Source organism: Streptomyces sp. NPDC048182, assembly GCF_043202555.1.
Lineage (GTDB): Bacteria > Actinomycetota > Actinomycetes > Streptomycetales > Streptomycetaceae > Streptomyces.
Genome location: NZ_JBIDAQ010000013.1, coordinates 203,630 through 219,472, shown reverse-complemented (window position 1 = coordinate 219,472; position 15,843 = coordinate 203,630). Strand labels below are relative to the sequence as shown.

At 71.1% G+C, this 15,843-nt stretch carries 12 protein-coding genes; 7 read left to right on the top strand and 5 right to left on the bottom strand.

Annotated features, from left to right (window positions below; all coding sequences use genetic code 11):
- The first annotated feature begins 1,044 nt into the window (after positions 1-1,044).
- On the top strand, positions 1,045-1,668 hold the full coding sequence (locus ACGFZL_RS24635) for a hypothetical protein (protein WP_393694770.1): 624 nt from the start codon (positions 1,045-1,047) through the stop codon (positions 1,666-1,668).
- Positions 1,669-1,716: 48 nt separating this feature from the next.
- Here ACGFZL_RS24635 and ACGFZL_RS24630 read toward each other — a convergent pair whose 3' ends face one another.
- The 5 genes from ACGFZL_RS24630 to ACGFZL_RS24610 form a co-directional block, all read right to left on the bottom strand.
- Entirely contained in the window at positions 1,717-2,634 is a 918-nt protein-coding gene (locus ACGFZL_RS24630) for a YihY/virulence factor BrkB family protein (protein ID WP_393694768.1), read from the bottom strand.
- Positions 2,635-2,811: 177 nt separating this feature from the next.
- Entirely contained in the window at positions 2,812-4,050 is a 1,239-nt protein-coding gene (locus ACGFZL_RS24625) for a Gfo/Idh/MocA family protein (RefSeq protein ID WP_393694766.1), read from the bottom strand.
- A gap of 3 nt (positions 4,051-4,053) precedes the next feature.
- Positions 4,054-4,926: a carbohydrate ABC transporter permease gene (locus tag ACGFZL_RS24620; RefSeq protein ID WP_393694764.1), complete on the bottom strand. Its 873-nt coding sequence runs from the start codon at positions 4,924-4,926 to the stop codon at positions 4,054-4,056.
- The gene (locus tag ACGFZL_RS24615; RefSeq protein WP_355171620.1) at positions 4,919-5,923 is read right to left on the bottom strand and encodes a sugar ABC transporter permease; all 1,005 of its coding nucleotides are present in this window, start codon (positions 5,921-5,923) and stop codon (positions 4,919-4,921) included. Before ACGFZL_RS24615 ends, ACGFZL_RS24620 begins: the two co-directional genes overlap by 8 nt.
- A 5-nt stretch (positions 5,924-5,928) precedes the next feature.
- On the bottom strand, positions 5,929-7,185 hold the full coding sequence (locus ACGFZL_RS24610) for an ABC transporter substrate-binding protein (protein WP_393694761.1): 1,257 nt from the start codon (positions 7,183-7,185) through the stop codon (positions 5,929-5,931).
- A 371-nt stretch (positions 7,186-7,556) separates the two neighbouring features.
- On the opposite strand from ACGFZL_RS24610, the gene ACGFZL_RS24605 reads away from it, so the two are divergent.
- From ACGFZL_RS24605 to ACGFZL_RS24580, 6 genes are all read left to right on the top strand, one after another.
- Entirely contained in the window at positions 7,557-8,789 is a 1,233-nt protein-coding gene (locus tag ACGFZL_RS24605) for a carbohydrate-binding protein (protein WP_393694759.1), read from the top strand.
- Between the two features lie 61 nt (positions 8,790-8,850).
- Positions 8,851-10,248, top strand: coding sequence for an alpha/beta hydrolase family protein (locus ACGFZL_RS24600; RefSeq protein WP_393694757.1), 1,398 nt, complete (start codon positions 8,851-8,853; stop codon positions 10,246-10,248).
- A gap of 237 nt (positions 10,249-10,485) precedes the next feature.
- The gene (locus ACGFZL_RS24595; protein WP_393694755.1) at positions 10,486-12,735 is read left to right on the top strand and encodes a HAMP domain-containing protein; all 2,250 of its coding nucleotides are present in this window, start codon (positions 10,486-10,488) and stop codon (positions 12,733-12,735) included.
- A 15-nt stretch (positions 12,736-12,750) separates the two neighbouring features.
- Positions 12,751-14,202, top strand: coding sequence for a poly-gamma-glutamate synthase PgsB (pgsB, locus tag ACGFZL_RS24590; RefSeq protein WP_393694753.1), 1,452 nt, complete (start codon positions 12,751-12,753; stop codon positions 14,200-14,202).
- On the top strand, positions 14,199-14,681 hold the full coding sequence (locus ACGFZL_RS24585; RefSeq protein WP_355171631.1) for a poly-gamma-glutamate biosynthesis protein PgsC/CapC: 483 nt from the start codon (positions 14,199-14,201) through the stop codon (positions 14,679-14,681). The genes pgsB and ACGFZL_RS24585 overlap by 4 nt, the downstream gene beginning before the upstream one ends.
- Positions 14,682-14,713: 32 nt before the next feature.
- Complete coding sequence (locus tag ACGFZL_RS24580; protein ID WP_393694750.1) at positions 14,714-15,796, top strand: NlpC/P60 family protein; 1,083 nt, start codon at positions 14,714-14,716, stop codon at positions 15,794-15,796.
- Positions 15,797-15,843: the final 47 nt, after the last annotated feature.

The following is a 15,843-nucleotide window of genomic DNA, read 5'->3' as shown; positions in this document are numbered from 1 at the left end:
CACAAAGCAGCACTCAGCCGGCCATCCCCCACCAGCCCACCACGCGCAAGCAACAACACCGCAAGCACCGTATGGATCTTCACCCCCGACAACGGAACCTCCACCCCCGCCCGCACCACACACACCGGCCCCAACAACCGAAACTCCACCACCCCCGCCACCCCCACACCCCCCAACCCCCCACGCCCCACCACCCCCACACAACCCACCACAACCCCCACCCCCCCCACAAACACACAAAGAAACACAAGAAAAGAAACACAGGAAACGACCGGAACCAGAACCCAGAACCACACCCCCCGGACCGCCCCACAACACCCAAGCCCCCAGTGTGGAAAACCCGACCCCGCCCCCACAACACACAACCCCAACGCCTCAAGCACCCCTCCACCCACCCTCCAACCCCCACAACCCCCACAACCCCCACGGCACGCTCCACCGACCCCGCCGACAACGCCCCATGCGGGATGGGGCGGGGCCCCGCGGACAGTCCGCCACCCGTACGCGGACCCGGCACCGCACCAAAGGCCCCCCGTTACCGTCTTCGTAGCCCGCAATGGGGCTCCCGGCCTCCGGTCCGGCATGACTGTTCCCCCCTCTAGTTCGCATGGTCCGGGGGGGGTGGTGTCACCGGCCCGGAGGCATCGGTAGACCGCTGATAGAGGCAGGACCACCAGCTCGCTGGGAGGCTCTTCGTAACGTGGATGCCGGTAACTGGTGACACGCCAACTAGGCCGGGACAGCACGGAACTGCGCTGACCATGGCAGGCAAGCGGGTCTTCGATAAGCGGCTGCCGAACACACCCTGCGCGGCATCGAGCTCACCGACGAGACCATCGCCGAACTGCGACCCGGGCATCCGGCAGCGACGCCATCAGGTCAGGGGCGAACAAGTTCCGGACGTCGTCCCACAGCAGATCTGTCGCACTCAGACCGCCGCAAACCACCCACCAGGCAACGCCCGTTGAACAACCATGCCGGCAGCCGATAAAGTGCCGCCCGCGTCGCCCCTGCTCACACCCCTGGCCCCAAGGAAGGAACCCGGTGGAGCCGGACCCCCCACTGGCAGACACCCTCAACCAACTGCACACCCTCCTGCAGCAACGAGGCATCCACCCCGCGGACGTGCTCGACCCCCAAAAACTGTCCGCCCAGACCGCCCTGCCCGAAGACACCGTCCGCGCCCTCCTCGAAGGCCGCCGGCCGCCCCCTGACACCGTCAGCGAACGCGTACGCAACCGCATCAAAGCCCTCGCCGACGCCCACCTCGCCCACACCGGCCGGCCCATGTCCGACCTCGCCGCCCACATCTCCCGCCAACTCGGCATCTCCACCTACTGGGCCCGCCAAGTCTGCGCCGGCCAAAAGATGCCCAGCGTCGAACTCCTCCACGGCCTGGTCACCGTCTTTCACATCGACCAGGGCGAAACCTTCTTCACCCGCCCCGCGCCCCAAGCCCTCCATCACACCCTCCAACACCTCCTCACCACCCTCAAACCCCCCACGCCACCCACCACGACCGCCACCCCTCACGACATCCGCGGCATCGCCCTACGCCAAGCCCACAACCTCCCACCCGAACGCTGGAACATCCTCAACGCCACCCTCCACGCCCTCCTCCAACTCGACAACAACCACAACCCCGACGACAGCGAAGCACCACCGTGAACACCACACACCCCACCGTCGGCAAGGCTGGGGGCCAAGGCCCGGCGATCAGGGCGTCGCCGACCCCGGCGCGGCGGCCGGATCGGGCTGTTCGCGAGCCTCGTCGCTCCCCTTGGCCAGTTCCGCGGCGAACTGTGCCCCGGTCAGCAGGGCCAGGTTGGACAGCCACAGCCAGACGAGGAAGACGATGACGCCGGCCACGGAGCCGTAGAGCTGGCTGTAGGTTCCGATCACGTCGGTGTAGAGGGTGAAGCCCGCCGTCGCGAGCAGCCAGAGCAGCGCGGCGAGCACGCCGCCGGGCAGGCTGTGCCGTTTGCGTCGGGCCTGTCCGGGGCCGGTTCGGAAGACGACCCACACGAGTGCCACGACGAGGGCGAGCAGGGCTGGCCAGCGCAGCACCCGCCATGTGGCGGACACCCCTGCGTCCAGGTGGAGAGCCCGGCCGATGCCGTCGATGACGGGGCCGCTGAGCACGAGCACCAACGCGGTGAGCACGAGCAGTCCCAGCAGAGCGAGCGCCGTCAGCACGATGTGGTGGGCCCGCGATATGACGGTGTGGCGATCCGGGGCGCGGTGCATGCGGTGCAGTGAGCGGCGGAACACCGCCAGGTAGCTGCACGCGGGCCACACGGCGCTGGCGGCGCCGGCGCCGATCAGCGACCATGCCGTGGAGTTCTCCGTGAGCATGCGGGTGAGAACGTCGTGGAGTTGGTTCCCGGACTGGCCGGGCGCGTACGCCGTCACGTGCTCGATCAGGGAGCGGGCGGTCTCCGGGCTGATACGGGCGAAGGCGACGACGGTGACGAGGAGCGCGGGGAGCACGGCGAGAATGGAGTAGTACGTCAGGGCCGCGGCGTCGTCCGTCACGTCGTCGTTCCACAGCGAAAGGGGCGTGCGGCGCAGCGCCGGCCACCAGGATCTGGGCACCCGGGGCACGCGGTGGGTTTTGAGCGGTTCAAGGGGCATGGATACCTGGGTGCCGAGATGGTGCGAGTGGCGGGCCGGTGCGAGCGCGGGGCGCGCTCGATGGTAGCGGACGCGGGGGTGCGGCGGTGCCGGGGCGGGGGGCGGCCTCACCCTTCCGATGGCGAACGCTGGCGTACTGGACCCGCCCTCGCAGCCCGGCCGGGAGGTGACGGCGGTCTACCGCCGGACGGCCGTGTCGGGCAGCGGTTCCCGCTGGCCCCGCTCGAAGTAGCGGATGACCTCCGGTCGAGGTCGGCGTACCGTGACCGGCTTGCCGTCACTGCGCAGTGACTCGGTCGCCGCGCAGCCCGCCGCCACCGCCTCACGGGCGGCGACCGGGCTGGTGTCCGTCGCGCCGCCCTCCCGGATGAAGCGCAGGAACTCGGCGACGAGCAGGGGGTCGGAGCCGCCGTGTCCGCCGGCCGGCTGCTCGGGCATCGGCACCACGAGGTCGGCGTCGGTGCGGTAGCCGCTGCGGCGCTTCCAGACCCGGACCTCGGCGCTGTCGCCGTGGTCGCCGAAGTTCTCCAGCCGCCCCTCCGTCCCGATCACCGTGTAGTTGCGCCAGTAGTCGGGTGTGTAGTGGCACTGCTGGTAGGAGGCGTGCACGCCTCCCTCGAGGCGCATGGTCATCATGGACAGGTCCTCCACGTCGACGACGGGGTTGAGACCGGTCAGCGAGCGCGGCGGCCAGTTGTTCTCCGGGTCGTACCAGTCGGGCATCACCGCGCCGGCCGGCTGGCCGGAGCGGTCCGGGAGGTCGCCGTAGACGGTCAGTCCGCCCAGCGCGGTGACGTGCTCGGTGTACGCGCCCGCGAGCCAGTGGATGACGTCGAGGTCGTGTGCGCCCTTCTGCAGCAGGAGGCTGGTGGTCCGGCGGCGGTCGGCGTGCCAGTCCTTGAAGTAGAAGTCCCCGCCGTGCCCGACGAAGTGGCGGCACCAGACCGCCTTGACCTCGCCGATCTCCCCGCGCCGGATCAGGTCGCGCATGGTGCGGACGACGGGCATGTGCCGCATGTTGTGCCCGACGTACAGCCGGGTGCCGGTGCGCCGGGCGGTGTCGAGGACGCGGTCGCAGCCGGCGGTGGTGATGGCGAGCGGCTTCTCGACGAAGACGGGGATCCCCGCCTCCAGCAGGTCGACGACCAGTTCCTCGTGGGTGTCGTCGGGGGTGATGACGAACGCGGCGTCGACGTCCGCCGAGGTCAGCTCGCGATGACCGGTGTGCAGGCGCACCTCGTCGCCGAACCATTCCCGGGCCCGCCGGTGCGCCCGCGGGTCGGTGTCGACGGCGGCGACCACGGCCTGGCCCTCCCCCGGCCGGTGCGCGTGCCGGGCCACCGAGGCCCGCAGCCCGAGGCCGATGACGGCCAGGCGGAGGTCCCCCGCGGAGGTGGAGGTGGGGGTGTCGGTCATGGTTCAGCCCTTCATGCCGGAGAAGGCGATGCCCTGGATGAACTGGCGCTGCATCACCATGAAGACGACGATCACCGGGAGCGTCGCCAGGAGGGAGCCGGCCATCAGGACGGGGTAGTCGGTGAGGTGGGCGCCCTGGAGCGAGGCGAGTCCTGCGGAGAGCGGCATCGCCTCGGGGTCGGTGTTCACCACGAGGGGCCACATCAGGTCGTTCCAGGACCACAGGAACGTCAGGATGCCCAGGGCGAGCAGTCCAGGCCGGGCCAGGGGCAGGGCTATCCGCCAGTAGACGGTGAAGGGGTTGGCACCGTCCAGCCGCGCCGCCTCCTCGATCTCCTCGGGCAGCCCGAGGAAGAACTGCCGCAGCAGGAAGGTGCCGAAGGCACTGAACATGCCGGGCACCACCAGTGCCTGCAGGGAGTTGAGCCAGCCGAGGTTCTGCATGATCTCGTACTGGGGAAGCAGGAACAGTTGGCCGGGGACCATGAGGACGGCGAGGAACCCGTAGAAGATGCCCTGCCGGCCGGGGAACCGGATCCGGGCGAAGGCGTATGCCGCGAGCGAGCACAGCAGGAGTTGTGCCGCGGTGCGCAGCACCGCCATGAGCACGGTGTTCACGAACTGGTGGGTGAGCGGGACGGAGTCGAAGACGGTGGAGTAGTTCGACCAGTCCCAGTGGTCGGGCCATACGGTCGGCGGCACGCGCATGGACTCGCCGTAGCTCTTCACCGAGGTGAGCGCCTGCCACAGCAGGGGGAAGACCGTGACGACGGCGCCGAGGGACAGCGCCACGTGCGCCGGCCACAGGCGGCCCCGCCGCACCCGGGTACCGGTCCCCGACTCGCTGACGGCCGGGACCGGCTCGCGCCTAGGCATAGTGCACCCACTTCTTCTGGAGCCGGAACTGCAGCACCGTGAGCGCCATGATGAGCACGAAGAGGACGCTCACGATGGCGGCGCCGTAGCCGCGCTGGTTGTCGAAGAACGACTTCTGGAAGAACAGCATCACGACGGTCTGGCCCTGGCTGTACGCCGGGTTGGTGAGGCCCACGTTGGTGTTGGCGCCGAGGATGAGGTAGATGAGGTCGAACACCTGGAGCGACTGGATCACCGAGAGCACCGTGGTGAAGAACAGCGTGGGACTGAGCAGCGGCAGCGTCACCGAGAAGAACTGCCGCACCCGGCCCGCGCCGTCGAGGGACGCCGCCTCGTAGTAGTCCTGGGGTATGCCCTGGAGGCCGGCGAGCAGCAGGATCATGTTGTAGCCCACGGTCATCCACACGCCGACCGCGGCGACGGCCAGCCGCACGGTGGCCGGGTCGGAGACCCAGTAGGTCCCGTCAAGGCCCACGGCGGACAGGGCCTGGTCGAGGATGCCGACGTCGCCGTTGTACAGCCAGCGCCACACCACCGCGACGGCCGCCGGCATGGTGACCACCGGCAGGAAGTAGAGCGTGCGGTAGACGCCGGCTCCGCGCATGCCCTTGAGGTTGAGCAGGGCGGCGAGCAGCAGGGACAGCGGGATGCCGAGCAGCACCAGCACCGTGTAGACGAGCGTGTTGGTGAGCGCCTGCCAGAACTCGGTGTCCGAGACGAGGGTGCGGTAGTTGTCGAGGCCGATCCAGGTCGTGCCGCCGAAGGCGCCCCACTCGGTGAGGCTGTAGTACAGGGTCTGGACGACCGGCCAGAGGTAGAAGACGGCGAGCCCGAGGCCGGCCGGCGCGATGAAGGCGTAGCCCCACCACTTGTCGCGGTGGTGGAAGCGTCGCTCGCGCCGGCGCTGGTCGCGCGGCGTGTCCGTGCGGCGGACGCCGTCGTCCGGGGCCGGTGGCGGTGCGACGGGCGGGGCGGTCACGGTCGCTCGGGGAGCCATGGCCGTCAGCTCCTTTCCTGGTCGAGCAGGAGGTTCATCGCCTCGGCGAGCCGGTCGGCCGCAGCCTCGACGCTCTCGTCACCGCTCCAGGCCCGGGCGAGGATCTGCTGCTCCTTGTGTCCCCAGGCGGCGGTGTTGGCGGAGGTGGGATAGGGGACCGCGTAGTCGACGGCGTCGAGGAAGACCTTCAGGTCGAAGCGCGGCATCGCCTCGGTCCACGGCTGCTGGGTGCCCTGGTGTGCCGGGATGGCCGTGCCGTGCCGGGCCTGGAGCAGCGAGGCCGGTTCGCCGGAGAGGAAGCGGACGAAGTCACGGGCCAGTTCGGGGTGCGGGGTGCGGGCGTAGACGACGTTGCCCAGGCCGTGGATGACGGTCGCCCGGCGACGCCCGCGGGGCAGCGGCACCACGCCGACCTTCGCGCGGAACTGCGGGTCCTTCCAGTAGGCGGCCGCGTCGTAGGACGCGTCCTGGATCATGGCGACCCGCCCGGCCTGGAACATCTGCGTGGGGTCCGTGTCGGTGAGCTGCTGCAGGGTCGGCGCGGCCTGGTAGCGATGGATGAGGTCGGTCCACAGGCGGAGGCCCTCGACGGTGCGCGGGTCCGAGTAGCCCGACGTCGTGCGGTCCTCGGAGATGACGTATCCGCCGGCCTGGGCGATGGAGTCGTAGTAGTTCTCCTGCGCCCACACCGGGGCGGCGATGCCGTAGACGTCGCGTCGCCGGTCGGTGACCCGCTCGGCGCCCTCGATCAGGTCCTGCCAGGTCCAGTCGGCGTTCGGGTGGTCGGCTCCGGCGCGGTCGAACAGCTCCTTGTTGAACCACAGGGCGACCGTGTCGAAGTCCTTGGGCGCCCCGTACTGCACGTTCCTCCACCGGTACAGGGAGACGAGGTCCGCGGGGAAGGCGGCGGGGTCGAGCACGGCGTCGGGGCCCTCGGTCTCGAGCGGCAGGAGCTGCCCCGCGTCGGCGTACAGGCCGAAGTTCGGGCCGTTCATCCAGAAGACGTCGGGCGCCGAACCGCCGGTGCAGGCGGTGCGCAGCTTGGTCCAGTAGGTGCCGTTCGGCGTGAGCTGCACGTCCACGGACACCCCGGGGCGGCTCCGCTCGAACGCGTCCGCCGCCTTGCGCATCGCGGGCAGCTGCGCCACGTCCCAGACGCCGTACGTCAGATGGCTGCCGCCCCGCCCGGCCGAGCCGCCCGAGGAGGTGCAGCCGGCCGCGGTGAGCGAGGCCGCAGCAGTGAGGAAGGTTCTTCTGCGCACAGGCTTCCTTTCCCGCCCCCGGCCCAGCGGGGGACGTACTCCCCGGGCGCGTCTGCGGACGCAGGGCAGGGGGACGGTGACGTGTCACGTTCGTGCACCGCGATTCGAACGCTAGATTGCACGAACGTGCACCGTCAATGAGCCTTTCAATCACTTTCACGCAAAGCGGCCATTCGCCGACGACGCCGGGCGCCCACCGGCAGCGACCCGTCGCGGAGGCCCTTCGGCAAAGGCCCGTCGGTAAAGCACACGTATGGTCCAGACCAATTCATTCTTTGGTCTAGTCCAACTCGTTGACGTGTCACGCTCATCTCCGCAGGCTGAGCCCGACCCCGGACTTCGACCGGGCTCCCCCCGCCAGGAGGCTCACTGTGAGACGTCTGCACGCCTGCATGGCCGCCGCCACGGCGGTCACCGCCGTGGCCGCCGGGACCACCGCCCTCGTCGCCACCAGCGCCTCCGGCGCCACCACGGTGCTCGACAACCGCTGGTACGCCGCCGCCCCGTACCTGATGCCGCTCGACAACGACCCGCCGAGCGCCGCCGCCATCATGGACGCCACCGGCCTGAAGGCCTTCCAGCTGGCCTTCGTCCTCGCGCCCAACGGCGGCGGCTGCTCGCCGACCTGGGACGGTACGGCGCCCGTCGCCTCGGACACCAAGGTGAAGGGCGTCGTGGACACCATCCGCGCCAGGGGCGGTGACGTCTCCGTCTCCATCGGCGGGTACGGCGGCACCAAGCTCGGCCAGGCGTGCGCCGACCCCGCCTCGACCGCCGCCGCGTACCAGCAGGTCATCACCAAGTACGGCCTGCACGCCATTGACTTCGACCTGGAGGAGCCGGAGTACGAGAACACGGCGGCCGTCCACAACGAGATCGGCGCCGCCAAGATCCTCCAGCAGAACAACCCCGGCCTCTACGTCTCGGTGACCACGGCCGGCACCGCCGACGGCACCGGATGGTTCGGCAAGCAGATGCTGCTCGAGGCGAAGTCGCAGGGCTTCACCCCGAACAACTTCTCGATCATGCCCTTCGACGGCGGGTTCAACGGAGCCGCCTCGCAGACCTCCGCACTGACCAACTTCAACCAGATCCTGCAGTCCACCTTCGGCTGGGACCAGGCCACCGCCTACGCCCACGAGGGATTCTCGGGCATGAACGGGCGCAGCGACACCGGCGAGATGTTCCCCCAGGCCGACTTCCAGACGGTGCTCGACTACGCGACGAGCCACCACATGGACCGCTTCACCTTCTGGTCGCTCAACCGCGACCGGCAGTGCACCCCTGCGGACAACGGCGGGCGCACCTCCGGCACCTGCTCCAGCGTGGCGCAGAACGCGTGGGACTTCGCGAAGTTCTCCGTGAAGTTCGCCGGCGCCACGCCGCCCACCGGCACTCCCACCCCCACTCCCACCCCCACGCCGACCGGCCCCACCTCGCCGCCGCCCTCGACCACGTGCAAGCCGGCCTGGAGCGCGGCCTCGGTGTACGTCGCCGGTGACGAGGCCGCGTACGGCGGGCACAACTGGAAGGCCAAGTGGTGGACCCAGAACGAGAAGCCCGGTGCGGCTTGGGGCCCTTGGCAGGACGAAGGGGCCTGCTGACCTGCTGCGGGAGGCGGTTGTCCGGGGAGGGCGCCTGCGGCCGCCGCGGTGACGGTACGGTATGCGAAAGTCGACCGCCCGTTCTGCGGTCGCCCATCGCCTAGGGGGTTTCGTGAGACATGTCCGCGCGCGCCACATTCGGAAAGCGATCGCCGCAGCGGCCGGCTCGACGAGTGTGGTCGCTCTCGCCCTGGGTGTGAGCGCGGCGCCGGCGTCGGCCGCGGGCAAGGCCCCCGGCGTTTCGGCCGACGACACCTTCTCGCTCGCACAGGACGACGAGCTCCCGGACTGGGCGCCGGAGAACGACGCGCCGGCGCCGCACCACCAGGCGAAGCGTTCCGAGGGGTTCGCGGCGCCGCGCGCGGCTCGTGCCCCCTTGCAGCTCACGATGCCCGCGCCGACCGGTCAGCACAGTGTCGGCATGGTCGGACTGCACCTGGTCGACAAGAGCCGCAAGGACCCGTACGTGGCGGGCAAGCAGCGCGAGTTGATGGTGTCGCTCTTCTACCCGGCGACCGCGACGTCCGGGCACTACCAGGCACCGTGGATGCCGTCGATCTCCGGTGCCTCCTTCCTCGCCTCGCGCGGGCTGTCGCCCCAGCAGGTGACCCTGCCGAGGACCGCCGGCCACGTTCTCGCACCGGTGAAGACCTCGCTGGGCAAGCTGCCCGTCGTGCTGTACTCGACCGGGCTGCACTCGGACCGTGCGATGGGCACCGGGCTCATCCAGGACCTCGCCAGCCGGGGCTACCTCGTGGTGGCCGTCGACCACACGCACGACGCCAATGAGGTGCAGTTCCCCGGGGACCGGCTCGAGGTCAACAAGATGCCGGCGGGTACGTACTCCTCCGACACGCTCAAGGTGCGCGCGGCCGACATGAAGTTCGTCATCGACGCGCTCGGCCAGATCAGCAAGGGGGGCAATCCCGACAATCACCACGCGACCCTCCCCACCGGGCTGACCAAGTCGGTGGACATGGCGCACATCGGGATGTTCGGCTGGTCGCTGGGCGGCGCGGCGGTCGTCGACTCCATGCAGCTGGACAGCCGGATCGACGCCGGTGCCAACCTGGACGGCCAGCTCTTCGGGACGGCTCCGAGCAAGAACCTGAGCCGCCCCTTCCTGCTGTTCAGCTCCGGCTACCACAACCGCAACACCGACTCGTCGTGGCGCACGCTGTGGTCGCATCTGACCGGGTCCCGGCTCGACCTCCAGCTCCGCGGCTCGGCGCACCTGTCGTTCAGCGACCAGGAGTGGATGGTGCCTCAGGAGGCGGCTCTGCTGGGGCTGTCGAAGGCCCAGCTCCAGGAGCGGTACGGCACGATCGACCCCAGCAGGGCCGTCCAGATCCAGCGGGTCTACCTGGCCGCCTTCTTCGACCAGCATCTGCGCGGCCAGCACAGCTCCCTGCTCGACGGACCCAGCAAGTCCTATCCGGAGATCTCGTTCGTGCGCTGATCCCCATGCCCGCGGCCCACCCGCGTGGTGGGCCGCGCGGGAGCCGGCCGGCTGTCGTGTTGGACACACCTGGGGGGCGGGGCGGAGTCGCGTGATCCCAAAGCGCTACGATGTTCACCTTATCGAACATTCAGGCGCACGCCCCACAGACGAAGGACTTGAGCCCTGCCCGCCACGCCCCGGGCGCCGCGTCGACACCGGACGCGCCGCCGCGCCGATATGCCGATGCTCGGCGGAGTGCGCCCGCCCATAGCCTCCCTCGTCGTACTCCTGCTCGTCGTCGCCGCCGTGACCGTGCTGAGCCTCGGCCGCATACCGGTCGGCGGCGTTCCGCGAGCCGTGCCGGACGGCGAGCAGCAGATCGCCGCGGACACGGCGCTCACGATGCGCACCTCCGTCGAGGCCGAGGCCGCCTCGGTACGCCGCACGGCCGACGCCTACCCCGCCACGGCCGCGTCCACGCCCACGGCGACGCTCAAAGCGCTGACGTCCGGCCGGAAGTCGGTCCTGGGCAGCGCCCTGCTCGACGCGCGCACCGGCAAACTGCTCGCAGCGGGCGGCAGCGCCGTCCCGCTGGCCGGCGTCGACGTCGCCCGGACGGCATCCGGGCGGGGAGCGATCGCGCCGCGGCTGACGCCGTCGGACGGTCCGCGGAACCTGCTGTACTTCGCCCGCGTCACGCTGCCCGCGCAGCAGGCCGACCCCGACCAGGATCCGCTCGCCGACCGGCCCGACCGGTCCTGGCTGCTGGTGGTCCGCGAGGCGCTGCCCGCCGTCACCGCCTACGGCGACGGACGCACCGTCGAGGTACTGGACGCGAGCGGCGCGACACTGGCCACCGCGGCCCACGGCACGGCGTCGCGGACGGCGGCCGATCGCGGCCTGCCCGCGGCGGCGGCCCGCGCGGCAGGCGGGTCGGACGACGGAGCCGACGCCTCGGGCAGTCTGCTCGGCGCTTCCACCGGCGACCGGCGCACGGTGGCCGGCTGGGCCCGGGTCGACGAGGCGGCCGGCACCGGTGGGGACGACGGTCTCGGCCTGGTGGTGCTCACCTCGCACTCGGTGCCCGCCACGACGGCCCCCGTCGACCACTCGGGTTTCGCCCTGCGTGCCGCCGGGGTGCTGGTCGGGCTCGCGCTGCTGCTCGGACTCGCGCTGCGATTCTGCCTCCAGCGCCCCCTGCTGCGGCTGTACCTGTCCGCCGGCCGCCTGGCCAAGGGCGCCGGCGGCGGCGACCAGGCCGCGTCGGCGGAGCTGCACCGGCAGGTCCCGGTGCACGGCTTCGGCGAAGTGGCCCGCATCGGCCGGGCCCTGGACGCGCTGCGCCGGCAACTGGCCGGCGAGAGCGCCCCGGCGGCGGAGGTCCCGGGCCGGCGTGCACCGGGCTACCGGGCGCTGGCCGTGGCCGGCGTGGTGCTGCTGGCCTGCTGGGGCGCACCGATGATCTTCCTGCTGAACCGGGCGGACACGGCCACCGCGATACCGGCCGCGGTCCTCGCCGACCAGCAGACGCGCACCGAGATCGCCTCGAACCGCCTCAGGCAGTCCCTGGACCAGTCGTACACCGACCTGAGCGAGGCGGCCGCGGCGCTGCCGGGCCGCAAGACGGCCGAGCAGAAGGACCTGCTGCGGCGGGTCCTCGACGACCACCGGCAGTACCGTTCGCTGTACCTCCTCGACCGCTCGGGCGACACCACGCTGAGGGTCGGTGACGCACCGCTGCGCACCCTCACCGAGGTGCCCGGCGGCAGTGGGATCACCACGGTGAACACCTCGGGCCGCCTCCCGGCGATCGCCGCCTACACCCCCGTCCCCGGCGTCGGGGGCGGGACCGCGGCCACCGGCACGGTCCTGTTCGGGGAGATCGACGTGAAGGTGCTCAACTCGACGCTGCAGCGGCCGAAGCTGGGCAGCGTCTGGGTGACCGACGGCGAGGACAAGGTGCTGGCGTCGAGCGTGGGCTACCGCGCCTTCCAGTCGCTGCCCGAGTCCGGGCTGAACCGCCTCGTCCGAGCCACCAGAACCGCCCCGGGCACCGTCGGCACCGCGGCCTCGGCGGTGTCGCGCACGTCCTCGGGCCCGTCGGTCGACGCCGCCGCGCCGCTGGCCCAGCGCGGCCCGACGGCCCGGCTGGGCTGGCACGTGGTGACCGCGGAGCCGGCGGCGGCGCTCCAGATCCCGGCGGTCCAGGCCGAGCAGCGCACCATGCTCGCCGGAATCCTGGGCCTCAGCCTGGGCGCGGCCTGTCTGGGCTGGCTGCACGTCGTGGTGATCCGTCCGCTGCGCGCCGTCGCCGTGTTCGCCGAGCGGCTCGTCGGCGGGGACCGCCGTACCGTGCTGCACCCGGTCAACCACGACGAGATCGGCTCGATCACCCGCGGCCTGGAGCTGGTCCGCCAGGCGCTGGCGGAACGCGACCGCACCGCGCGGTCCGCCCCGGTCACCGGGGCCGCGCGGTCCGCTCACGCGAACACCCTCCCGCGGTAGAAGGACGGAACCGACGTGCTCTTCCTCTATGTCATCGTCCTCCTGTCGAGTGCCGCGCTGTGGATCGCCGGAGCCGTCGAGCAGCGGCGCCACTTCGCCTCGCTGGAGCAGATACCGACGCGGGTGCTGGTCAACGGCATCCGCGGCAAGAGTTCCATCACCCGGCTGTGCGCGGGCGCGCTGCGCGGCGGCGGCCTGGTCACGGTGTCCAAGACCACGGGCACCGCGGCCCGGTTCATCCATCCGGACGCCACCGAGGAGCCGGTCTACCGCAAGTTCAACATCTCCAACATCGTGGAGCAGATCGGCATCGTGCGGCGGGCCGCGACCTACCGTCCCGACGCGCTGGTGATCGAGTGCATGGCGGTGATGCCCGCGCTGCAGGAGGTCAACCAGGAGAAGCTGATCCGGTCCACGATCGGCGTGCTCTGCAACGTCCGCGAGGACCACCTGGAGGAGATGGGGCCGACGCTGGACGACGTCGCCCGTTCGCTCTCCCGCTCGATGCCGGTGGGCGGGGTGTGCGTGACGGCGGAGCGGGACCGGCTGCACATCCTCCAGGAGGAGGCCGACAAGCGGGACTGCCGGCTGATCGCGGTCGACCCGGAGACGGTGACCGACGCCGAACTGCGCGGCTTCAGCTGGTTCACCTTCAAGGAGAACGTGGCGATCGCGCTCGCCGTCGCCGAGCTGCTCGGCATCGAGCGGCAGACCGCCATGCAGGGCATGTGGGACGCGCCGCCCGACCCGGGCGTGCTGTCGGTCGAGCGCTATGTGACCCCCGAGGGGAAGCGGCTGCGGTTCGCCAACGTCTTCGCGGCCAACGACCCCGAGTCGACGCTGATGAACGTCAAGCAGCTGGAGGACCTGGGCGCGATCAGGCGGCCCCTCAGCGTGGTCATCAACTGCCGCCCGGACCGGGTGGAGCGCAACGGCCAGATGGGCACGATCGTCCCCGACCTCGGCGCCGAGACGGTGTTCCTGATCGGCCACCCGACCAAGAGCGCGCGGGACGCGATCTCGGCCGACTTCACCGGGCGCGTGGTGGATCTGGGCGGCGACCGCCGGGACGCCGTGGACCTGACCGCGGCGATCCTCGAGGAACTCGGCGCCGACGCCTCGCTGGTGGCGATCGGCAACATCCACGGCCAGGGCGAGCGGTTCCTGGAGTGCCTGGCCGAGCTGCCCCTGGACGAGCGCGAGGACCCGTTCGACATCGTGGTGGGAGGCGACGGCCTGGACCAGGAGACCCTGCAGATCGCCCTGCCACGGCCCCGGGTGTCGGTCGCCCGGCCGCCCGAGCCGGAGCCGTTCCAGTGGGTGGCGCCGCTGGAGACCCCGACGTACGCCCTGCGCATCCCCGAGCAGCAAGAACTCGCCCGCCGGTTCCATGCCCGCCACGGCCGGCCGGACTCCGACGACCGGCAGCACTCCCCCGACCCGACGCAGTCCCCGAGGAACCCGTGATCCCCGCCAATCTCACCGCACAGACCGCCGCGCTCGGGATCGCCCTCGGGCTCATCTTCTCGCTCGTCTGCTACCTGACCACCAACCTCTCCCCCGGCGGCATGATCACCCCCGGGTGGATCGCGCTGACGCTCCTGACCGACGTGCGCATGGCCGCACTGATGGTCGCGGTGGCGGCGGGGACGTACTTCCTGACGAAGCTGGTGCAGCGCACGGTGATCATCTACGGCAAACGGCTGTTCGCCGCCGTCGTGTTGTGCGCGGTGCTGATGCAGAGCACCGTGATGCTCGCCCTCAGCCACGAGTTCCCGTTGCTGTACACCTCACAGACCCTTGGCTTCATCGTCCCCGGCCTGGTCTCCTACCAGATGTCCCGCCAGCCGCTCGCGGCCACGGTCATCTCCACCACGGCCGTGACCCTGGCGACGTATGTGGTGCTGGTCTCCGGTCTGCTGATCGGCTTCCTGCCGACCAGCTGACCCGCCCACCCACCGTTACAGGAGGACCGGCCATGCACCGCGAACCCGACCGCAGGAAGAGCGGCCCGACCCGCCGCGCCGTGTTCCGGACCATCGCGGGGGTGGCCGCCGCCACGGCGGCGGGCGGCTACGCCTGGACGCGGCTCGGGGACGAGGCCGGCGACCAGGACGGCGCCGGCCGCGGCACCTCGGGCACCGGCCCGGACGGCGCGGCCACCGGCCCGCGCACCTTCGAGCGGCTGTCCGGTCCCGACCGCACCGTGGTCCGGGGCGGCGACGGCGACACGCTCGCCACCTTCACCGACGGCGCCCGTACGGCCGTGTTCACCGGCCCCTCCCGGACCTTCAGCGAGCCGCGGACCACCGACGCCACGGTGACCACGGACGCCTGGGTACGGGTGCTGCCGCACACCTGGCAGCGGGGCATGGAGAAGGCCGACTGGTTCTCCGGCTGGTTCGGCAAGACGCTCGGCGACAGCAGCCCGGACGTCTTCGCGGTGTCGTTCCAGTACAGCAGCGCCGGTGCCGCCGACAAGCACGACTCCCACGGCCTGCGCTACGCGGGCACCGCGCACTTCGGCCCGCGCAACACCGACGTCGAGAATCCACTGGACTTCGCCTTCCACGACGAGCGGTCCGACTTCTACGACTACCTGGGCGCCGACTGGACCTTCCCGGACGGCACGCGCGCGCAACCCGAGAAGGCACGCTACGGCGACGTCGACTGCTCCGGGTTCCAACGCCTGGTGTGGGGTTACCGCATGGGGATCCCCCTGCACAACACCAACACCGCGGGCGCCGGCCTGCCGCGCCGCGCCTACGCCATCGCCGCCCACGGCCCCGGCCGCCTGGTGATCCCCGACAACCGCCGCACGCCCACCGACCTCGGTTCGCTGCAACCCGGCGACCTGGTCTTCTTCGCCATCATCAAGGACCGGCCGGACTTCATCGACCACTGCGGCATGTACCTGGGCCTGGACGACGGGGGCCGGCACCGCTTCTACTCCAGCCGCTCCGCGGCCAACGGCCCGACGATGGGCGACCTGTCCGGCCACTCCCTGCTGGACGGCACCGACTTCTACGCCCGCGGCTTCCGGGCGGCCCGCCGTCTGTGACCTCGCCGGCCCCGCATCACCGCCGGCTCACGCCGCCCGACCCCCGA